The sequence below is a fragment of the Rhizobium sp. AN80A genome (genome assembly GCF_030053015.1).
GTDB lineage: Bacteria > Pseudomonadota > Alphaproteobacteria > Rhizobiales > Rhizobiaceae > Rhizobium > Rhizobium metallidurans.
This window is the reverse complement of sequence record NZ_JASJPX010000003.1, coordinates 571104-592025: the sequence shown is the minus strand read 5'-3', so window position 1 is coordinate 592025 and position 20922 is coordinate 571104. Positions and strand designations below refer to the sequence as shown.

Here is a 20922-nt window from a genome sequence, read left to right as displayed (position 1 = left end):
GGGGCCGGCAAGATGCCGGCCCCAAGAAGTCTTCGGATGATGGCGATCAGTTCGCCGGTGCGGCCGGAACCGCGGGCAGGCTCGGCTCCGCCGACGAACCCGGCTGACCGCTCGGGCTGTTGAAGTAGCGGAAGAAATCCGAGTTCGGCGACAGAACCAGCGTCGTGTCCTGCGAGGACATCGCCGTGGTATAGGCCGCCATCGAGCGGTAGAACTCGAAGAAGCCGGGGTTCTTGCTGAAGGCATCGGCGAACAGCCGGCTGCGTTCCGCTTCGCCCTCACCGCGCAGGATTTCAGAATCACGCTGCGCGGCGGCGGTGATCTCGACAACCTGTCGGTCGGCGATGGCCCGGCGGCGCTGGCCTTCTTCGGTACCCTGCGCGCGCAGGAGTTCCGCTTCGGCAAGACGCTCGGCGCGCATGCGGTCATAGGTCTTCGGCGCGACTTCACGCGTCAGATCCGTACGACGGATGCGAACGTCCTGGATGTTGAGGCCGAGTGCCTCGGCATCCCCACGCAGGTCGTCGCGCACTTCGAGCATCATCGCCACGCGCTCTTCGGAAAGAGCGGCATCGAAATCACGCAGACCGTAGACGCGGCGCAGCGATGAATCGAGCTGCGTGCGAAGACGCGCCTCGGCCGATTCGCGGTCGCCCGAAACCGTCTCGCGGAAGCGGCGGACATCCTTGATGTCGTAGATCACGAAGGCATCGACATCGAAGGTCGCGCCGCCGCGCACCTGGACGCGGATGTTGTCGAGGTCGAGACGAAGCGCCTGCTTTTCGACGATCTGGACACGGTCGGCGTCCATGAAGGTGAAGGGCAGCTTGAAGTAGATGCCCGGCTCGGTCTTCACCGACTGGATCTGACCGAAGCGGACGACGATCGCCTGCTCGCGCGCATTGACCACGAAGATCGAAGAGTAGAGCGCCATGAGCACCACGGCGAACACCACGAGGAAAATGGGAAGTTTATTCGACGTCATGGATCAACCTCCCTGCTGCGCCGGTTTACCGATTTCGTTGAGCGGCAGATAGGGCACGACCCCCTGCTTCTCGTCGATGATGACCTTCTTGGAGTTCTTCAGCACCTGCTCCATGGTTTCGAGGAACAGTCGCTTGCGGGTCACTTCGGGAGCCTTGCTGTATTGGTCACTGACGGAACTGAAGCGCTGCGCCTCACCTTCCGCTTCCTTCACGACGCGATCCTTGTATGCGGCGGCCGCTTCCCGGATCTGCGCCGCGTCACCGCGGGCCTGGCCGAGCTTCTGGTTGGCATACTGGTTCGCTTCCTCGACGAGGCGCTGCTTGTCCTGGTCGGCACGCTGCACTTCTTCGAAGGCGTCGGCGACTTCACGCGGCGGCGCGACGTCCTGAATGGTGATCGCATTGATCGAGATGCCGCTCTTGTAGCGATCCATGGTGCCCTGCACGATGGCGGCCACTTCGGTTTCGATCGGCTGACGGTTGTCGCGGAACGCGTCCTGAGCCGGACGGCGGCCGACGACTTCGCGCATGGCGCTTTCGGCGACCTGCTGCAGCGTCTCGGCCGGATTTTCGACGTTGAAGAGATAGGCCTTCGGGTCCGTCACGGTGAAGAACACCGAGAACTGGACGTTGAGGATGTTCTGGTCGCCCGACAGCATCAGGCCGTTCGACGAAGACGAGGACGTCGCGCCGACATTCTGCTGCTGGACCGTGACCTTGACGATTTCCACCGTCTCCATCGGCCATACGATGAAGTGCAGGCCGGGCGCGGAGACTTCCTGCTTCGGGCTACCGAAACGCAGTTCCACGCCGCGCTCGTCCGGCTGGACGATGTAGATGCTCTGGAAAAGCCAGAACACCAGGATGACAGCCGCGACGATCAGAAGGACGCCGGTGTTGAACCCGCCGGGCACAGCGCCGCGCAGCCGGTCCTGACCACGACGGATCATCTCTTCCAGATCGGGTGGGCCGCCTTTTCCGCCGCCACCACCGCCACCGCCGCGAGGACGATTCGGCCCCTGCCCCCATGGTCCCTGATTATTTCCACCACCGCCGCCGCCGCCCCAAGGGCCGCCGCCGCCATTCTGATTGCTCCAGGGCATCAAAACCTCGTTGTTCGTTACACTTTGCGATCGCTTAACCCACGGGGGCGACGGATATTCGCGCTCGAGACCGTTATAGGTATCGCTGCATCGGCTTTCAACGCAGCATGAGGAAGTTGGGGATGTTTATTGGAAAATAGTTTCTTTTCGCCGCTCAACGCCTGTCATAAACGACATAACGCGTGGCGTAGCTGTCTTTCTCGCCCTCGGGAACGCCGATGCTTTCGCCGGCGCGCCAGATCGCCGGGTCGATCGCGGGAAAGGCAGTATCCCCGTCCACGTCCGTTTCCACATGCGTCACGCAAAGACGATCGGCGATCGCCATCGCCTGATCGTAGATCTGCCCGCCACCGACGATGCAGATCTCGTCTTCACCCCTTTCGACCGCCAGCCGCTCGGCCAGCGCCACCGCCTCGTCGAGCGAACCGACGGTGCTGACGTCGGGATGGTCGATCGTGACGGACCGCGAGATCACCACGTTCGGCCGCCCGGGAAGAGGCTTGCCGATCGAGATCATAGGTCTTGCGCCCCATGATGACGGGCTTTCCTGTTGTCAGCGCCTTGAACCGCTTCAGATCGGTCGAGAGCCGCCACGGCATGTCGCCGTCGCGGCCGATGATGCCGTTGCGCGCTGCCGCGACCACGATCGTCTTGCGGATATCGGACATGTAACCTCTCGATCAGACCGCGATCGGCGCCTTGATGCTGGCGTCGGCCTCGTAGCCGACCAGTTCGAAATCCTCGAAGGTGAAGCCGAAGATGTCCTTCACCTCGGGATTGATGCGCATGAACGGCAGCGGCTTCGGCTTGCGCGTCAGCTGCAGCTTCGCCTGCTCGAAATGGTTATGATAGATGTGCGTGTCGCCGAGCGTATGCACGAAGTCGCCGAGCTTCAGCCCGGTCACCTGCGCGATCATCATCGTCAGCAGCGCGTAGGAGGCGATGTTGAAGGGCACGCCAAGAAACACGTCAGCCGAGCGCTGATAGAGCTGGCAAGAGAGCTTGCCGTCGGCGACATAGAACTGGAACAGGCAGTGGCACGGCGGCAGCGCCATGTTGTCGACTTCGGCTGGGTTCCAGGCCGAAACGATGTGGCGGCGCGAATTCGGGTTCTTGATCAGGCTGGAAACGAGATTTTCGATCTGGTCGATGTGCCCGCCGTCTGGCGCCGGCCAGGAGCGCCACTGCGCGCCGTAAACGGGGCCGAGATCGCCGTTCTCGTCGGCCCACTCGTCCCAGATCGAGACGCCATGCTCCTTGAGATAGGCGATATTGGTGTCGCCCTTCAGGAACCACAGCAGTTCATGGATGATCGAGCGCAGGTGCAGCTTCTTGGTGGTGAGGACGGGAAAGCCCTCCTGCAGGTCGAAGCGCATCTGGTAGCCGAACACCGAACGCGTGCCGGTTCCGGTCCGGTCGCCGCGGTCGGTTCCCGCTTCCATCACGTGGTTCAAGAGATCGAGATACTGCTTCATCGCCCGCCGCCGATTCCATTTTTCCCATATTTAAGCCGATCGGCCGTCAAAACCAATCACGCCCCATGTTTTTCCCGATGATTCCTTACGGGACCACGATGCTTTTGTGACGATGGCTCTTCCCATGCGATCAGGAAAACACTATATCAGCCGTGCCAGTCCTCGGATTGGCTATGGCGATAAATGAGCGGTGTAATAAACCTATTGGACCCGGGGGCGGTACCCGGCGCCTCCACCAAAAACCGGCGGCCTTGCATAGAGATGGCCGGCTTTTGATGGGGGCGAAACAGGATCGACAAGGGTGTAAAGATCGTCTTTTTGCTCGGCATTGTACCGCCGTTATCGGGCTAAAATTGTAGTTGCAAACGACAACTATGCGGAAGCTCGTCTCGCTGCTTAATCGCGGTGTGACACTTCAACTAAAGCCCTAGTGGTTCGCACCTCTAGGCGGGGTCCGAAGGCACCTGGCAACAGAAGCCTTCACCTTCTCCCCCAAGCTCAAATCATGTATGATTTGCTAAAGCATGACTCGGCTGCGGGCTTTTCCAAGCTGCTTGAGCATGGCATATAGGCTTGGAACAGACGTACGGACGAAAGAAAGACAGGAAAAGCATGGGGCAGGATCACATCCGCTACGACATTCTGGCACAGGACGCGCTTCGCGGCGTCATCCGCAAGGTATTGTCGGAAGTCGCGGCGACCGGCCGCCTGCCGGGCGAGCATCATTTCTTCATCACCTTTCTGACCGGCGCCCCCGGCGTTCGCATCTCGCAGGCCCTCAAGTCAAAGTATCCCGAGCAGATGACCATCGTCATCCAGCACCAGTTCTGGGAAATGAAGGTCACCGAATCGAGCTTCGAGATCGGCCTCTCCTTCTCAGACGTGCCGGAAAAGCTCTTCATCCCGTTCAATGCCATCCGCGGCTTCTACGATCCGTCGGTCAATTTCGAACTCGAATTCGACGTGCCGCTCGCCGATAGCGACGAGCTGCCGGAAGCCGAGATCACCGCCTACCCGGTGACCGCCGAGAAAATGGAAAAGACCGAGGACGCGGCCGGCAAGCCGGCCGAGGGCGACGAGAAGAAAGCCGGATCGGTCGTCTCTCTCGATGCCTTCCGCAAGAAGCAGTAAGACCAAGGGAAGCAATTGCTTCCCTTTTTCATATGGGTGTCCCGTGAGCGCCGAAATCGTCAATCTCCGCCAGTTCAAGAAGAAGCAGGCCCGCTCCGACAAGGACAGGCAGGCCGAGCAGAACCGCATCTCCTTTGGCCGCACCAAAAGCGAGAAGAAGCTCACCAGGGCGTTGAACGACAAGGCCGAACGCGCGCACGACCAGGGCCGGATCGACAAGAACGACGACGCCGAATGATTGCGCGGGCGAACGAAAAAGAGTCCGCGATCAAGCCTTTGCACCCGTGTGCGGATTCGTTTTCCGAACAATCCGCGCAATGATCCGCAAGCACTCGATCACGCTGCACGGCCATCGCACCAGCCTGTCGCTGGAAGATGAGTTCTGGGCCGAGCTCAACGCCATCGCCACCGCCCGCGCCATCCCGCTCGCCGGCCTGATTTCCGAAATCGACGATATCAGGGACGCCGACAGCAACCTGTCCTCGGCGCTGCGCCTCTACGTTCTCGCCTGGCTGAAATCGACGGCCGCCACCCCACCGGAAGGCCGAGACGGCGACAGGGAAGCGGCGGATGCCGGAGCGCGTTGAGATCGTACCCTATGACGCAGAGTGGCCGACGCACTTCCGCGAAATCGCCGCCTCCCTGAAAACCCTCCTGGGCGATCGCGTGCTCGATATCCACCACATCGGCAGCACCTCGATCCCCGGCGTCGCCGCCAAGCCGCTGATCGATATCGATGTGATACTGCCCACCGCAGCCGACGTCATCGACGCCTGCCCACTGATGGAAACGACCGGTTACGAGCCGCGTGGCAATCGCTACGATGCGGATATCTTCGCATTCATGAAGCACACTGCTGCGCCCAGGCAGCGGATCTACCTCTGCCCCGAAGGCCACGACACGCACCAGCGGCGCATACTATTCCGCGATTATCTGAGAACCCACCCGCAAGCCGCCGCCGACTATCAGGCGTTGAAGCTCGAGCTGGTCGAAGCCTTCGAATATGACGGCGACGGCTACACCGCCGCCAAGGCCGCCTTCGTCAACGATATCGTCGCCCGCGCCGGCCGGCGCTGAAGCTCACCGACAGCAGAAAGCCGAGACCGCGAGGCAAAACACTATTGCGGAAGCTGCACGCCGGGCAATCCTGGCACCGTGTTGAAGTTCAGCGAGTTCTGCGGCGGCGTGATCTGCTGTTCCTGCGCCTTGCGCGCCGCCTCGGCCGCGGCCCTGGCATCCTCTTCCGCCTTGGCCTTCGCGGCGGCTTCGGCCTGCGCCTTGGCTTGCGCCTGCGCCCGCGCATCCGCGGCCGCCTTGTCGCGCTCGGCCTGTTCTGCCGCCAGCAGCCTCAGCCGCTCCTCTTCCGCCTTGCGCTGTTCCTCGATGACGGCGGCCTTTTCGCGCTGCTGCTCGTTGAACTTGGCAAGCGACACTTCGCGGCGCAGCCGCTGCTGCTCGAGAACGTTCGACTGCAGCTTCTCGACCCGCCGGCGCTCGCGCTCGAAGGCGCGCAGCGAGAGATAGCCGGTAATGTCGGTGACATCCACCACCCGGCCCGGCGATCCGAGAACGCCGGAAAAGTCGATCCGTATCGACGGATCCGCGCCGGTGAGCGCCTCGCTCAGCGGATTGAGGCCGATACCGAGCGATGCGTTGATCCGCTCCTGCGGCAGATCGATCTGCGCGTTGCCCGTCAGCTTCGCCTGGTCCGTCGCGACCGTCACGTTCTGGACCCTCAGCACCCCGTCCGTCACATTGAACGGCACCGTCGTCGGCGGCAGCTTCGCCTCGCCGTTGTTGAGCAGCGTCTCGACGATCGGGTGCACCTTGCCGGCATTCAATTGATCGCGCATCGGATCGGTGGCCGACAGAAGCGGCGCCAGCATGCCGAGATTGAGCCCGCGCACGCTGGTATCGCCCAGACGCATCTCGCCGGAGCCGGTGAGCGAGCTGGCGATATCCTTCATCGACTTGCCGGATGCCTCCATCGACAGCGCCAGCCCGAACCTGCCCGAGGCAACCGGCGAACCGCCGTCCCGCTGCCACACGACACCGCCGAGATCGGCATCGGCAAGCGCAAGCTTGGTCTGCAGGAAGCCGGTTCCATCCGCGTTGGTGAAGGTCACATTGCCATCGACGGTGCCGCCGTCCCACCCGCCCTTCATGTCGTTCAGGCGAGATCTCGTCACCCTTGTAGGCGACGTTGGAGGTGAAGTCGGTGATCGGGTTCGGCCAACCCAGCCAGAACTGCTTGGCCGCGAGTTTCAGGTTGACGTCGATGTCCTTGAACACGGGAATGCCGAGCGGCGCCGACGAAAGGTTGCCGCTCGCGGCATCCGTCATCGGCCCGTAGACCGCGTCCCCGAGCCAGGTGGCGTCGGCCTTCGTCAATGAGAGTTCGCCCGACGCCGTCGTGCGTTCCGCCTTGCGATCAAGCGTCATGGCGCCGGTGAAATCGTTGTCCGCCGCGCGGCCCGCGATATTGCCGAAGGCGACCTTGTCGCCATCGATCGTCGCCGTCGTCGTCAGCTTGAACGGCAGACCGGCCCCCGTCTGCGGCACGCCGACGCCGTTCATGACCAGATAGGGGTCGAGATCGGCGCTCTCCAGCGACAGCGCCAGCTGGCCGTTCATGAAGCTCTGCGGCCGGATATCGACCTTGCCGCCCGCGGTAAACGAGGTGCGGTCGGTCGCGAACGTCAGGACCGCATCGGCGGGATCGGTTCCCTCCGCCTGCACCTTCAGCGTCATGCGGCCATTCGCATCCGCGTCGACGGGCAGCGGATCGAGCCCCGCCTGGCCGAACAGCACCGACGTCACATTGTTTTCGAGCGTCGCCTCGAGGCTCGTCGTGCCCTTGCCGGTCAACGCCAGCAGGTCGGACATGCGATAGTCGAGGTTCACGCGGCTGCCGTTGGTGACACCTGCGAGCGTCACCGAGAGGCCGTCGCCCTGTTCGCCGCCGAGCGTCACGGCGCCGCGCAGCGCCGTGTTGGTGTACCAGGCCGCGTTGCGCACCAGCCGGTCCATGACGGGATGCTGTGGCAGCTTCTGCTTCAGCATCGTGAAGAACGGACCGGGATCGGCGGCCTTGAAGGTGATCTCGCCCGAGCCCTTGTAGTCGAGCAGCGAACCCTCGGCGCGCCCCGTCGCCGTCAGTTCCGCGCCCGCCAGGTTCTTCACGGCGAGCTTCTCCACGCCGAGCGCGCCGTCGGCGATCGTGAAGCTCGTCTCGACATCGCCGGCATCGACGCCGAAGGCCGTGAACTTGTCGGCCTTGAGCTGCGCCCGGATCCTGTGGTCGAGAACGTTATTGCCCGCGTCCTGCCCGGTAAACAGGCCCGTCAACGCGCGCAGCGCATCGAGATCGAGCGCATCGCCGGCAAGCGCGACGTCGAGCGTCGGCGCCTGGTTCGCGACGACCTGCCGGTCGAGCCTGCCCTTCAGCGTCGCCGGGCCAACCGCGATCTCGAGATCGTCGAACGTCTGCCGTTCATGCGTCAGGTTGACGTTGGCCGAGAAACCGGCCTGCTGCAGCTGCCGGATGGCCGGATCGACCTCACCCGACAGCCACGAGGCAAGCCCGGTCGGCTGCTTGGAGGCGACGGTGATCGCGCCCTTGAAGGAGGGCTGCCCCTGCAGGGCCAGCTGACCATTGCCCTCGACGAGGGTGCGCCCCGGCAGCGTGCCGAACGCGTTGTCGATCGTCCAGCCGCTGCCGGCCGGTTCGAGATCGAGCTGCACGTCGCGAATGGTGGTATCGCCGGCAACGATCGCGGGCAGCCGCACGCTCGCCTTGCCCGGCACCTGCGGCACCGGGATCTGCGAGACGATCTGGATCAGCGCATTCAGCCGCTGCTTGGCCGACAGGCTCGGATCGCGAGACGTCTTGCCGTTGGAGCCCTGGTTGCCGATACGGTTGACGTCGATCTGCTGCCCGTCCGCCTTGAGCAGGAATTGCGGCTTCACGCCGGTATCGAGCGTTGCCTCGCCGGTGATCACGTAAGGATCGTCGAGCGCGCCGATCTCCAGGCGGTAATCGGGAATGCGGATGCTCTCGTTCGTCAGCTCGAACTTGCCCTTCAGGCGCGGCGGCGGCTGGCTCTTGTCGCTGCCCTTGGGCTTGTTGGTGCTGGCGCGTTCGATCTGCGCCGACATCGTGCCCTGGTAGTTGGGCTTGCGGTCGACGAGCTTCAGCTCGCCGTCGAGATCGACCGTCACCGGCTGTTTGTCGGGCTGCAGGCGCGTGCGCATGCGGATGATGCCGTTGTCGTCCAGCTGGTTGCTGGATATCAGGAACTTGCCGGTTTCGCCGTCGAGCGCCGCGTCGCCTTCGATCCGCCATGGCCCGGCGAGCGATTTCGCCGACATCTCGGCATTCAGTCCCGTCACAAGGCGCGTGCGCCCCGATTGATCGTCGATGAACTGGATATCGCCGCCGGTTACCCTGACATTCTCGAGGATGACGGTCTTCGCCGGAATTTCCGGCTGGCTGCCGCGCGTCCAGTCGAGCGTGCCGTCCTTGAGCAGGCGGAGCTTGACCTTGGGATTGACCACGCGCATGTCGAAGATCAGCGCCTCGCCGGAGAGGAACGGCGCGAGTTCCGCGTCCATGGAAAACTGCTCGACCTGCACGATCGGCGAGCCGTCCTGTTCCTGGCCGACGCGCACGTCGTGCATCGTCACCGAAGGGAACGGCAACAGGCGCGCATTGACGGCGCCGTAGACGACCACCTTCTTGCCGATGATACGGCTGGCCTGATCCTCGAAATTCTTGCGGAAGCCGGTCCAATCGATGAACATCGGCGCGAACAGCGCCACGAACAGCGCCACCACAACCACACCACCCAGTACGACGAGAAACCGGCCTACCAAGTCAATCATTCTCCATTCGGGCTACACCGCGGACACCAGGATAAAAACGCAATCGGGATAGAGATGCCGATTGCGTTTCGACCCTAGATCATCAACCCGAAGCGTGTGAAGCCGCTTTCAGGCAACAGACCGCGCAATTCCTTGTTACGCCCGCGCTTTCCCGGCGGCGCTCCGATTCGCTACGCTGTTCCTAATCCCTATCGGCATTCATGCCGCAAGCAAGCCAAGATCAACAGATTGTTGATTTTCAGGCAGAATGGAAAATCTTGCCCGGATTGAAGATGTTGTCGGGGTCGAGCGCATGCTTGACCTGGCGCATGAGATCGACCGCGCCGCCAAGCTCTTCCTCGAGAAACGCCATCTTGCCCTGGCCGATGCCGTGCTCGCCCGTGCAGGTACCGTCCATCGAAAGCGCCCGCTTGTTGAGCCGCGCCACGAAACCCTCGGCAACGGCGATCCCCTCCTCCGTCTTGTCGTCGAACAGGAGCAGCACGTGGAAGTTCCCGTCGCCGGCATGACCGACGATCATCGCCAGCAGGCCATGCGCCTCGATATCGGCCTGCGTCTCGCCGATGCAGTCTGCCAGGCGCGAGATCGGCACGCAGACGTCGGTGGACAGCGCCGCCATCTCCGGCGCCAGCGCCCGCGACGCCCAGTAGGCGTCGTGGCGGGCTTTCCAGAGCTTGTTGCGCTCCTCGGCGTTGACAGTCCAGGCGAACGCGCCGCCGCCGCACTCGGCCGCGATCTCGCCGAACTGCGCCGATTGCAGCGCAACTGTTTCGTCGGTGCCGTGGAACTCCACGAACAGCGTCGGCTTCTCGTCGTAGTTCAGTTTCGAATAGGCGTTGCAGGCGCGGATCTGCAGGGCGTCCAAAAGCTCGATGCGCGCGACGGGCACGCCCATCTGGATCGTCATGATCACGGCGTCGCAGGCCGCGCGCACCGTCGGAAACGCACAGACGCCGCCGCCGATCTTCTGCGGAATACCCTGCAGGCGCAGCGTCACCGAGGTGAGGATGCCGAGCGTGCCCTCGGAGCCGACGAACAGCCGCGTCAGGTCATACCCCGCCGAGGACTTGCGGGCGCGCCGCGCCGTGCGGATTTCCTCGCCATTGGCGGTGACGGCGGTCACCGAGAGCACGTTGTCCTTCATCGTGCCGTAGCGCACCGCGTTGGTGCCCGACGCACGCGTCGCCGTCATCCCGCCGATCGAGGCGTTGGCGCCGGGATCGATCGGGAAAAACAGGCCGGTATCGCGCAGATGGGTGTTGAGATCCTCGCGGGTGACGCCCGGCTCCACCGTGCAGTCGAGGTCTTCCATGTTGACCTCGATCACCCGGTTCATCCGGCTGAAATCGATCGAGATGCCGCCGTTCGGCGCATTGACCTGCCCTTCCAGAGAGGAGCCGGTGCCGAAGCCGATGACAGGAACCTTGTGCTCCGCGCAGACCTTGACCGCAGCCTTCACGTCGTCGGCGCTCTCGGCGAAGAGGACGCCATCAGGCAGTTGCGAGGGAATATAGGTCGTCGTGTGCGCATGCTGCTCGCGAAACGACTGGCCGGTCTGGAAGCGCTCGCCGAAGCTCTGCTTCAGGATGCCGAGGACGCTGGCGATGCCCGCCTCGTTGCGTCTGCCGGCCTTCGCATCTTTGAGCGCCATCTCTTTGATCTCCTTACCATCGCTGCCTGGAGGCAGGTTGGTATGAGACAAGAGATGACGCCTGTCTAGATGCAGGCCTTCGCGACGCCGGTCTTTCGCGGCCGATTTCGGAGGAAGCACGCATTTCGCGATCAACCCAGGATACAGGACGCCAACAATTCGCAATTGACCCGCGGCCCCGCCCGCGCCTATATCCACCCACACCATCGGCGCCCGCCGATTTTCCAGTACAGCCTCTGCCGCCTCCCCAGACATCGCATAGCCGGCATCAGCATTGGCAAGACATGCATCGGACAAGCCGTTGAAGAACGCCAGCCGCAAACTCCGAAACGCCAGCCTTCCTCGCTGGGCGTTGCTGCTGACACTCTCGACCGTTCTCGTCGTCGGCCTGGAATTGCTCGGCCTGCCCGCCTCGCTCCTGATCGGCCCGATGGTCGCGGCGATCGTACTCGCCGTCTCGATCGGCCAGGGATCGCTGCGCGTCCCGCGCTGGCCGCTGCTTTTCGGCCAGGCGCTGGTCGGTTTCATGATGGCCCGCTCGATCACCGTCGACATCCTTCAGACGATGGCGACCGACGCGCCGCTCTTCCTTGCCATGATCTTCGCCGTCATCGCCGCCGCCGGCCTGCTCGGCTGGCTGCTCACACGCTGGCAGGTGCTGCCGGGCACGACGGCGGTCTGGGGCTCGTCGCCGGGCGCGGCATCGGCCATGGTCATCATGTCGGAGGCCTATGGCGCCGACGCGCGCCTCGTCGCCTTCATGCAATATCTGCGCGTCGTCTTCGTCGCCGTCGCCGCCTCGGTCGTCTCCCGCCTGTGGGTAGCCGCCGATGGCGGCGAGCCGCCGCCACTGATCCTCTTTCCGCCGATCGACTGGCCGGCCCTTGCCGCGACCGTTGCGCTCACCTGCCTGTCGGCTTATTGCGCGACGCGCTTCCGCATTCCCGGCGGCACCATCATCGTCTCGCTGTTCACGGGCTCGCTGCTGCAGGGCCTCGGCCTGTTGAAGATCGAGCTGCCCATGTGGCTTCTGGCGATCAGCTATGCCTTGATCGGCTGGAGCATCGGCCTGCGCTTCACCCGGGGGATCATCGCCCACGCGGCCCGCGCCCTGCCGCGCGTGGCCGGATCGATCCTGATACTGATGTCGCTCTGTGGCTTGATGGCCTATGCGCTGCATGTCTTCGCCGGCGTCGATCCGCTGACCGCCTATCTCGCCACCAGCCCCGGCGGCGCCGATTCCGTCGCCATCATCGCCGCCTCCAGCAATGTCGACGTCCCCTTCGTGATGGCCATGCAGACCGGCCGCCTGCTCATCATCCTGCTGACCGGCCCGATGCTCGCGCGCTTCATCGCCCGGCGCTCCGGCCTAGCCGAAAATCCTGTCTAGCGGTGAGCCCGCCCCAGCCCCGCCCATTGCCCCGGCGTCATGCCATAGGCCTTCTTGAAATGCCGATTGAGATGGCTCTGGTCGGCAAAGCCGGTGGCAAGCGCCGCCTCCGCAAGCGCCTCCCCGGCACCGATCATCGCGCGCGCCTGCTGTAGCCGCCGCATCAACAGATAGCGGTGCGGACTGGTCGCGAAGGCAGCCCTGAAATGCCGTGCCAGCTGAAACCGGTCGAGCCCCGTCACGGCCTCCAGTTCGCCCGATGTCACCGCCCGCGTAGCATGCGCCTCGAGATAATCCCGCGCCAGTCGCGCGCGCCGCCAGGCAATGCTTCCAAGCGGTCGAGGCGGGGTGCCGGCATGCCGAGCCAGACCGCCGGCCACGCGTGACACGAAATCGTCGACGAAGAGTTCATCCAGCTCCCGATCCAGTTCGCCGAGCGCCGCCAGAAGCGTGCCGGCGAGACTGGGATCGCTGACCACGGGCTGATCGACGAACGGCAGGCCGATCCGCGCCGCTTCGAGACAATCGAAAAGCAGCGCCGGCTCCAGATAGAGCATGCGATATTGCAGCCCGTGATCGGTCCCCGCCCCGCCATCATGCTCTTCGTCGGGATGCAGGACGATCACCTGCCCCGGCAGGCTGAAACGCCGCTCGCCACGATAGGAAAAGGTCTGCACGCCCTTGATCGTCACCCCAAGCGCATAGGTATCGTGACGATGCGGCTCGAAGGCGTTGCCGGCGAACTGCGCCTCGATGCGCTCTATGCCGGGAAAGGCCGGCGCGGTGACGATCCCTGGTGCAATCGTACCAGCTGCAATCGCGCCGGATGCGATCACGCGCCCGGCGTCACCCGGCGCGGTGCACAAACGTTCAAGACCCTCGAGGGCGTGATGGCTTAGATCCTCGTCCAACCGACGTCGAAACCCGCATGAAAAGAGACTGGAATGTTTGATACCAAAATTGCGATCGTGCTGCGAAACAATCTTGCCTCCTGGCAGACGCTGAACGTCACGGCCTTCCTGATAAGCGGGATCACCGGCCAGAACCCCGAAATCATCGGCGACGCCTACAAGGACCGATCCGGCAATCTCTACAACCCGCTGTCGATCCAGCCGATCATCGTCCTCGCCGCCCCGCCGGAGACCATGTCCGCCATCCACCGCCGCACGCTGGAGCGCGGCGTCCCCGCCTCGCTGTTCATCGAGGAGATGTTTTCGACCGGCCACGACGCCGCCAACCGCGCCGTCTTCGCCGAATATGCGCCCGACGACGCCAGGGTGGTCGGCATCGCCATTCGCGCCGACAGGAAGATCGTCGACAAGATCACCAAGGGCGCGGTCATGCACCCGTAACGCAAAACGGCCGGGCGTCTGGCCCGGCCGTCCAATGGCGAGAGAATGGCGCGATCAGCCCCGGGGTGATCGAGCCGATCAGCCCTGGGTGATCGGCGCGATCTGGATTTCGACACGGCGGTTCTGCGAACGCCCGGCTTCCGAAGCGTTGGAGGCCACCGGCTGCGACGGGCCGAAGCCGACCGCCGACATGCGGCGCTGGTCGATGCCCTGGCCGCCGAGATAACCGGCGACGGATTCGGCGCGGCGCTGCGACAGATCCTGGTTGTACTGCAGGCCGCCGGTCGAATCGGTATGGCCGTTGACGTCGACGAGCGTGCGGTTGAACTTGCGCAGCACGACCGCGACCGAGTTCAGCGTCTGGTAGAAGCCCGGCTTCACGGCATACTGGTCGACGTCGAAGGTGATGTTCGACGGCATGTTCAGGATGATGTTGTCGCCGTTGCGGGTCACCGAGATGCCGGTGCCCTGGAGCTGCGCGCGCAGTTCCGATTCCTGCTGGTCCATGTAGTTGCCGATCGCGCCGCCGGCGAGAGCGCCGACACCGGCGCCGATCAGCGCCGCGTTACGCCGGCCGACCGGCGAACCGCCGACGGCAAGACCCGCCAGAGCGCCGACGCCGGCGCCGAGCAGCGCGCCGCCCGATGTGTTCGACATCTTTTGCTGGCCCGTATACGGATCTGTCGTCGTGCAGCCGCTGAGGTAGGTGGCGGCAACGGCCAGGAGAATGAATTTCTTGATCATGGACAGGCGTATCTCCAATTCGATGGTGATGCGAGCAGTATTAAGGAATGCGGCAAGAAGATGAAGCGCACGCCCTGCATATTGAAAAATCGATGCATTGCACAGCCTTAGAGACGAAATTCCCGAAAGTGGCCGACGCCGGCGAGGCCGGCGCTGGCGTTCGGAACACGCTTCGGGCGCCTGCGGCGACGCGTCAGAAATTCTGGAACAGCTGCCGCACCGTGTCGTAGGTGGCGTTCGCGATGTTCAGCGATTGCAGGCCGAGTTGCTGCTGCGTCTGCAGCGCGGCGAGCCGGCTCGATTGCTCTTCCATGTTGGCATCGATCAGCTTGCTCATGCCGCGCGCGAAGGCATCGCCCATCGACTGCGCGAAATCGCTCTGCAGGCTGATGCGCTTCTCCAGCGCGCCGAACGACGAGCCGATCGTCGCCATCTGCCCGAGCATCTTGTCGACCACGGTCACCATCTCGCGCACCTCCGCCGTCGTCGTCGCCGAGGATATGCCGATCTCGACCTGCCCGGCCGTATTGCCGGCGCCCGCCAGCATCACATAGTTCTTCGAGGCGCCCGCTTCGGTGGCGAAATACTGTGATGTCAGCGCCCCGTATTCGCCGGACCCGGTGCTTCGGTCGTCGATCAGGTAGCGCGCATCCTTGGACGACGTGGATCCCACGGGCGCGATGTCGACCTCGTAGCTCAGCGTCCCGATTTCCACGCTTCCATCGGCGAGCCGCGTGAACGACGCCGGGATCTCCCGCGGCCTTGCCGGATCGTCACCGTCGTCGATGGCGACCCAATTGTCGTTGTTGAAGCTCGCGGCGCCGGAAACGGCCCTCAGCTGCTGCTTCAGATAGGTGATATCGAGATTGATCTTGTCCTTGTCGACGCCGGTCTCGGTGGCGGCGACGAGCTTGGCCTTGATCTGGCTGACGAGGTCGATCGATTCGCCGACGGCGGTATAGGCCGTGTCCATCGTCGCGGCCGCCAGCCCCAGCGCGTCGCGGATCGCCGATTGCGCTCTCTGGTCGCTTTTCAGTGTCGAGCTGATCGCCCAATAGGCGCCGTTGTCGGAAGCGCGCTCGACCCGAAGGCCGGTCGATACCTGCCTTTGGGTCTGCACCAGGTTATTCCCGGTGTCGCGCAATACATAAAGCGCGGCATCCACCGCGGTGCGCCGATAAATACTCACGGATACTGAACTCCGAACACAACAATACGCAACTGGTACAAATGAACCGGTGCCGCGAACGCTCATGTCCGGGAGCGCCCGAAAGGGGCACTGCTCGGCCTTCCGGAACGCTGGAAGACCATCGGTATCGATAGCAATGATTACGGCTTATGCTTAAAAAACAGCTAAAAGTCGCAATTAATTTAGCGTGTTATGCAACCATTCGGAAAGGATGCCGGAGTGCCGACGACGACCGCGCCGAAGCGCGATCGTCAAGCCATGTTCATCGAACCGCGACGGTCATTCCGCGGCTTCCAGCTGGTTCCGAGCGGCGACGATTTTCGGCCGCTCCGCATGTTCCATCTCCTGATGCAACCGCGCTTCCTCATGCGCATGCGGCTTGGCGAAGCGGGCGATCAGCAGATAGGCGACGGGCGTGATGAACAGCGTCACCAGCGTCGCGAAGCCGAGACCGCCGACGATCACCCAGCCGAGTGCGACGCGCGCCTCGGCACCCGCTCCCTGCGCGAACACCAGCGGCACGCCGCCGAGGATGGTGGCGATCATCGTCATCATGACGGGACGCAGGCGCAGCGCGCAGGCCTTCTCGATCGACGCCCTCACCCCTTCGCCCTGATCGCGCAGCTGGTTGGCGAACTCGACGATCAGGATGCCGTTCTTGGCCATGACGCCGACCAGCAGCACGAGGCCGATCTGGCTGTAGATGTTCAGGCTCGATCCGGTGATGACAAGCGCGAAGACAGCGCAGGCGAGCCCGAGCGGCACCGTCGACATGATGATGACCGACGAGAGCATGCTCTCGAACTGCGCCGCCAGCACCAGGAAGATGATGATGATGGCGAAGCCGAAGGTGAGCGCCATGCCGTTGGCGTTTTCCTCAAGCGTCGCCGCTTCCGCGAGCGGCATCAGCCGCGCGCCCGATGGCAACAGCGGGCCGGCCAGCGTCACGGCTTCCTTCACCGCGTCGCCGAGCGAGACGCCGTCCTTCAGGCCCGCGGTGATCGCCACCGACGCCAGCTGCTGCTCGCGATTGAGCTGCGGCGCCACGGCGCCCTCTTCCAGCGATGCGATGACCGACATCGGCACGATCTTGCCGTCGCCTGTCTTCAGGAACACGTTCTCCAGATCGGTCGGATCGTCGAGCGGCCGCGTGTTCGAGGTCAGGAGCACCGGATAGGCATCGCCCTTGACGAACACGTCGACCACCGAGCGGCCTTCCAGCAGCGACTGGATGGCGGTGGACAGGCCGGTGATGTTGATGCCGAGATCCGACGCCCGCTCGCGATCGATCGAGATCGATACCTGCGCCTGCGTCGGCTCGTTGGCCAGGCGCGGCGTGTCGTATCGGCCGGTCGCGTCGAGCGCCTGCACCAGCTTCAGCGCCGACGCCGTCAGCGACTCGTAGTCGCTGCCGATCAGCGCCATCTGCAGGCCGTTGCCGGCGCCGCGAATACGCAGGCTGTTCGACTGGAAGGCGTTGCCGCGCAGCGCCGGCACCTTCAGCGCCGCGCGATTGACATCGGCGACGATCTGGCTCTGCGTGCGCTCGCGCTCGCCCCAGGGGGCCAGTGTCAGCACCATGAAGCCGCTATTGGCCTGTCCGTTCTGTCCGGAGATGGAAAAGACGTTGCGGATATCGCCGCTATCGACCAGCGGCTGCAGATACTCCTCGACCAGCTGCATCTTGTCGCGCGTGTATTCGAGGCTCGATCCCTGCGGCGCCGTCAGCCGCATCATGACCATCGCCCGATCCTCGTTGGGCGTCAGCTCGCTCTTCACGCCGTTGAAGGCGACCACGGCGGCGCCGGCGAAGATCACCGAGAACACGATGACCATGAGCGGAGCGTTCAGGCAGCGCTGCAGGCACCACTCATAGGCGCTGGAGAACCGGTCGCCGAAGCGGCCGAGCATGCCGTGATCCTCTTTCATCTCCCTGGTCAGCATCCGTGACGCCATCATCGGGCAGAGCGTCAGCGCCACCAGCGAGGACAGCCCGACCGAGAAGGCCAGCACGAAGCCGAATTCGCGGAACAGGCCGCCGACCTGGCCCGGCAGGAACGACAGCGGAATGAACACCGCCGCCAGCGTCGCCGTCGTCGCAATGACCGCGAAGAACACCTCGCGCGTCCCGAGCACGGCGGCCGCGCGCGGCCCCATGCCCTGGGCGCGCCGGCGCACGATGTTTTCGAGCACCACGATCGCATCATCGACCACCAGACCGGTCGCGAGCACGATCGCCAGCAGCGTCAGGATATTGATCGAGAAGCCGACCATGTAGATCGCCGCCAGCGTGCCGATCAGCGCCACCGGCATGCTCACCGCCGGAATGATCGTCGCCCGCCAGTCGCGCAGGAACAGATAGATGACGGCGGTGACGATGACGGCGGCCAGCACCAGCGCCAGCACCACTTCCTGGATGGCGCCCTGGATGAACACCGCGTCGTCGCTGGTGATGGCGATCTTGGTGCCCTCGGGCAGCGTCTTGGACAGCTGCGCCACCGCGGCCTTGATACCATTGGAGATATTCAGCGTATTGGATTGCGCCTGGCGGATGACGCCGAGACCGATGCCGGGAACGCCGTTCGAGCGCAGCGCCGTCTGGCCGTCGCGCGGTCCGAGTGTCACGGTCGCCACATCGCCCAGCCGCACGCGGTCCTGCAGAATGACGTTGGCGAAATCCTGCGGCGTCTGCAGGGTGGCGGTCGCGCGCACCACGATGTCCTGCGTCGGGCTCTTCAGCGAGCCGGCCGGAACGTCGAGCGCCGCGTTCGACAGTGCGGTGGTGAGATCGCCGATCGTCAGCCCGCGGCTGGCAAGCTCGCCCTGATCCACGTCGACGCGGAACACCTTTTCCTGATCGCCGTAGCTTTCGACGTCGGCGACGCCATCGACCGAAGCCAGCCGGTCGATCACCTCGTTGGTCACGAGCAGCGTCAGGTCGTCCATGTTGAGCTTGGTCGAGGTCACCGCAAGACGCATGACCGGCTGCAGAATCCGAATCCGCCTTGACGATCTGCGGCGCATCCGCGTCATCAGGCAGCCGATCGGTGATCCGTCCGATCGCGTCGCGCACGTCGTTGGCGGCGACCGCCAGATCGACCGTATCGGAAAACTCCAGCGTCACGCGGCTCTGGCCGAACTGCGAGCTCGACGAGATCGACTTCAGCCCGCTCACCCGCGCGGCCGCACCCTCGATGACCTTGGTCACCTCCTGGTCGATCGTCTGCGGCGACGCGCCGTCGAAGGTCGTGCGCACGGTCACCACCGGCCGGTCGACGTCGGGAAGCTCGCGCACCTCGATGCCGACATAGGCCGCCAGGCCCGCGACGATCATCAACGTGTTGAACACCAGCGCCAGGATAGGCCGGCGCACGAAGAGCGCCGTGAAGGTCTGCTTGCCCGAAGGCGCGTTATTGTGGTTGCCGCTCTCGCTCATCAGCTGACGGGCTCCTTGGCGGCAAGCTCGCCACCTTCGGAGCGCACCGGCCCACCCTCGCGCACCCGCTGCAGGCCCTGGGTGACGATCAGGTCGCCATCGGCGAGATTGCCTTTCACCAGAACGTAATCAGGATTGCGCTGGACGATGCTGACGCGCACCTTGGACGACTTCTGCTCGACCACCCGCCACACGAAGGAGCCTTGCGAATCCCACTGCACCGACTGCGGATCGACCGCCGGATACTGATTGCCCTCGAACCGCATGCCGACGCTGAACGACATCCCGGCCCGCAGCTCGTCGGAAGCATTGTTGATCCGCGCCCGCATCCTGAGCGTTCGGCTGGCACGGTCGACGCGGTTGTCGATCGCCTCGACGGCGCCCGAAAACACCTGCCCCGGCCGCGCGACCGACGTCGCCTCGACCGCCTGGCCGACCTTGACCGTATTGGCGAAACGCTCGGGCACCCAATAATCGACGAGGATTTCCGTGCGGTCGTCGAGCGTCACGATCGGCGTCGTCGTCGAGACGTTGTCGCCGATATTGATCGGCATGATGCCGACGATGCCGTCGATCGGCGCCAGGATGTTGCGACGGTCGAGACTGAGCTGCGCGGCCTGCAATTGCAGCCGCGCGTTCTGCTCGGCGATCTCCTGGTCGAACACGTCCATGCGCGAGACGCTGGACTTGATATTGTTATAGAGGCTGGACTTCTCGACCGCCGCTTTCAGCGCCACGTCGGCCTGTCCCTTGGCGATCACCTGCTCTTCGCTGTCGAGCTTGGCGATGACCTGCCCCTGCTTGACGCGGTCGCCCGACTTGACGAGGATTTCGCGGATGAGGCCGCTCGCCTGCGGCGTCACCACCACCGAGCGGATCGCGTCGCCGGTGCCGATCGCGCTCAGCCGGTCGTTGACGGTCCCGGGCACGACGGCCTGCGTGACGACAAGCACAGCGGCGTTGCGTCCACCCCCACTGCCGCCGCCGCCATTGCCGCCGGAGCGACGGTTGCCGGCCTGCTCGCCGGATGCGGCGGGCGCCGCCCGGTCGGCATTGTCAGTATCGATCGCCTTGCCGACAAGCGCTTCGGGAACGCCGGCATTGCGCAGCGTGTCGCGCGCGCCGGGCACAAAGAAAGCCCATGCGCTAACGCCGGCGGCGATAACGATGAGACAGATGGTAAACTGCTTCCAAAATGACATTCACGTCTCCAGAGGGACTCGAGGCTAGTCCAGGGTCGATCGAAAGAGGCGCGTACGAAGCTAACGCCGCGTAACGGCGCGAATTATCGTCTGTTTGCCGGTCAGCGGCAAGAGAATTGCCGCCCCATTACAGCATTGTAATGTCAACTGTCGGTGACCGGAGAAGGCCTGTCGTCGCACGTTGATTTCGCCCGCCCGGCAAGCAGACGCGGCGGACAACGCGCCGGCCGCCGCACGCGCCAGACACCATGCCAAGGACCCCGCCGGAGACAATGTCGGCCGAACCGGGAAATAGTGCTTTCGTTTCGCGCCATTCCGATGTTCTCTTCGGTGCCATGGGCCGAGGATGCGCCCGCGCTCCATTCATTCAACCGCAAAG

Annotated in this window: 14 protein-coding genes, 1 other RNA gene and 3 pseudogenes; 7 read left to right on the top strand and 11 right to left on the bottom strand. The window is 64.1% G+C overall.

What is annotated here, in order from left to right:
* Positions 1–46 precede the first annotated feature (46 nt).
* From P3R82_RS14415 to P3R82_RS14400, 4 genes and pseudogenes are all read right to left on the bottom strand, one after another.
* The gene (locus tag P3R82_RS14415; RefSeq protein WP_283194338.1) at positions 47–985 is read right to left on the bottom strand and encodes a protease modulator HflC; all 939 of its coding nucleotides are present in this window, start codon (positions 983–985) and stop codon (positions 47–49) included.
* 3 nt (positions 986–988) lie between these two features.
* Positions 989–2089 carry an FtsH protease activity modulator HflK gene (gene hflK / locus P3R82_RS14410; protein WP_283194337.1) on the bottom strand — a complete coding sequence of 367 codons (1101 nt, stop codon included), beginning with the start codon at positions 2087–2089 and terminating at the stop codon, positions 989–991.
* 154 nt (positions 2090–2243) lie between these two features.
* Positions 2244–2757, bottom strand: a pseudogene (locus P3R82_RS14405) (dihydrofolate reductase).
* A gap of 12 nt (positions 2758–2769) precedes the next feature.
* Complete coding sequence (locus P3R82_RS14400; protein ID WP_283194336.1) at positions 2770–3564, bottom strand: thymidylate synthase; 795 nt, start codon at positions 3562–3564, stop codon at positions 2770–2772.
* A gap of 115 nt (positions 3565–3679) precedes the next feature.
* Between P3R82_RS14400 and ssrA the strand changes: the two genes are divergently transcribed.
* The 5 genes from ssrA to P3R82_RS14375 all read left to right on the top strand — a co-directional run bounded on the left by ssrA (position 3680) and on the right by P3R82_RS14375 (position 5772).
* Positions 3680–4049, top strand: a transfer-messenger RNA (tmRNA) gene (gene ssrA, locus P3R82_RS14395).
* 127 nt (positions 4050–4176) lie between these two features.
* Complete coding sequence (locus P3R82_RS14390; RefSeq protein WP_183899077.1) at positions 4177–4695, top strand: SspB family protein; 519 nt, start codon at positions 4177–4179, stop codon at positions 4693–4695.
* A gap of 43 nt (positions 4696–4738) precedes the next feature.
* Positions 4739–4933: a DUF4169 family protein gene (locus P3R82_RS14385; RefSeq protein ID WP_283194335.1), complete on the top strand. Its 195-nt coding sequence runs from the start codon at positions 4739–4741 to the stop codon at positions 4931–4933.
* Between the two features lie 79 nt (positions 4934–5012).
* Positions 5013–5282 (top strand): ribbon-helix-helix domain-containing protein, encoded by a 270-nt coding sequence (locus P3R82_RS14380; RefSeq protein WP_283194334.1) that lies wholly within the window; start codon positions 5013–5015, stop codon positions 5280–5282.
* Positions 5266–5772, top strand: coding sequence for a GrpB family protein (locus P3R82_RS14375; protein ID WP_283194333.1), 507 nt, complete (start codon positions 5266–5268; stop codon positions 5770–5772). The genes P3R82_RS14380 and P3R82_RS14375 overlap by 17 nt, the downstream gene beginning before the upstream one ends.
* A gap of 41 nt (positions 5773–5813) precedes the next feature.
* Here P3R82_RS14375 and P3R82_RS14370 read toward each other — a convergent pair.
* Both P3R82_RS14370 and P3R82_RS14365 read right to left on the bottom strand, forming a co-directional pair.
* Positions 5814–9570: pseudogene (locus P3R82_RS14370) on the bottom strand (AsmA-like C-terminal region-containing protein).
* 247 nt (positions 9571–9817) lie between these two features.
* Entirely contained in the window at positions 9818–11230 is a 1413-nt protein-coding gene (locus tag P3R82_RS14365) for an FAD-linked oxidase C-terminal domain-containing protein (RefSeq protein ID WP_183899080.1), read from the bottom strand.
* A gap of 274 nt (positions 11231–11504) precedes the next feature.
* Here P3R82_RS14365 and P3R82_RS14360 point away from each other — a divergent pair, with 274 nt between their 5' ends.
* A complete protein-coding gene (locus P3R82_RS14360; RefSeq protein WP_283194332.1) occupies positions 11505–12620 on the top strand; it encodes an AbrB family transcriptional regulator in 1116 nt (371 codons plus the stop codon).
* Here the strand turns inward: P3R82_RS14360 and P3R82_RS14355 are convergent.
* Positions 12617–13531, bottom strand: a complete 915-nt coding sequence (locus P3R82_RS14355; RefSeq protein ID WP_283194331.1) for an AraC family transcriptional regulator — start codon at positions 13529–13531, stop codon at positions 12617–12619. The two genes, P3R82_RS14360 and P3R82_RS14355, sit on opposite strands and share 4 nt — an antisense overlap.
* 33 nt (positions 13532–13564) lie before the next feature.
* Here P3R82_RS14355 and P3R82_RS14350 point away from each other — a divergent pair, with 33 nt between their 5' ends.
* Positions 13565–13972 (top strand): DUF2000 family protein, encoded by a 408-nt coding sequence (locus tag P3R82_RS14350; RefSeq protein ID WP_283194330.1) that lies wholly within the window; start codon positions 13565–13567, stop codon positions 13970–13972.
* A 78-nt stretch (positions 13973–14050) separates the two neighbouring features.
* Here P3R82_RS14350 and P3R82_RS14345 read toward each other — a convergent pair whose 3' ends face one another.
* The 4 genes and pseudogenes from P3R82_RS14345 to P3R82_RS14330 all read right to left on the bottom strand — a co-directional run bounded on the left by P3R82_RS14345 (position 14051) and on the right by P3R82_RS14330 (position 20543).
* Complete coding sequence (locus tag P3R82_RS14345; protein WP_183899084.1) at positions 14051–14716, bottom strand: OmpA family protein; 666 nt, start codon at positions 14714–14716, stop codon at positions 14051–14053.
* Between the two features lie 193 nt (positions 14717–14909).
* Positions 14910–15905, bottom strand: a complete 996-nt coding sequence (locus P3R82_RS14340) for a flagellin (protein WP_283194329.1) — start codon at positions 15903–15905, stop codon at positions 14910–14912.
* A gap of 279 nt (positions 15906–16184) precedes the next feature.
* Positions 16185–19341, bottom strand: a pseudogene (locus P3R82_RS14335) (efflux RND transporter permease subunit).
* The gene (locus P3R82_RS14330; protein ID WP_283194328.1) at positions 19341–20543 is read right to left on the bottom strand and encodes an efflux RND transporter periplasmic adaptor subunit; all 1203 of its coding nucleotides are present in this window, start codon (positions 20541–20543) and stop codon (positions 19341–19343) included. The pseudogene P3R82_RS14335 and the gene P3R82_RS14330 overlap by 1 nt, the downstream one beginning before the upstream one ends.
* Positions 20544–20922 lie beyond the last annotated feature (379 nt).

Coding starts and splice junctions, on each gene's coding strand:
- P3R82_RS14375 (WP_283194333.1), top strand. CDS start 5,266: ATGCCGGAGCGCGTTGAGATCGTACCCTATGACGCAGAGTGGCCGACG.
- P3R82_RS14415 (WP_283194338.1), bottom strand. CDS start 985: ATGACGTCGAATAAACTTCCCATTTTCCTCGTGGTGTTCGCCGTGGTG.
- P3R82_RS14390 (WP_183899077.1), top strand. CDS start 4,177: ATGGGGCAGGATCACATCCGCTACGACATTCTGGCACAGGACGCGCTT.
- P3R82_RS14330 (WP_283194328.1), bottom strand. CDS start 20,543: ATGTCATTTTGGAAGCAGTTTACCATCTGTCTCATCGTTATCGCCGCC.
- P3R82_RS14345 (WP_183899084.1), bottom strand. CDS start 14,716: ATGATCAAGAAATTCATTCTCCTGGCCGTTGCCGCCACCTACCTCAGC.
- P3R82_RS14365 (WP_183899080.1), bottom strand. CDS start 11,230: ATGGCGCTCAAAGATGCGAAGGCCGGCAGACGCAACGAGGCGGGCATC.
- P3R82_RS14400 (WP_283194336.1), bottom strand. CDS start 3,564: ATGAAGCAGTATCTCGATCTCTTGAACCACGTGATGGAAGCGGGAACC.
- P3R82_RS14380 (WP_283194334.1), top strand. CDS start 5,013: ATGATCCGCAAGCACTCGATCACGCTGCACGGCCATCGCACCAGCCTG.
- P3R82_RS14350 (WP_283194330.1), top strand. CDS start 13,565: ATGTTTGATACCAAAATTGCGATCGTGCTGCGAAACAATCTTGCCTCC.
- hflK (WP_283194337.1), bottom strand. CDS start 2,089: ATGCCCTGGAGCAATCAGAATGGCGGCGGCGGCCCTTGGGGCGGCGGC.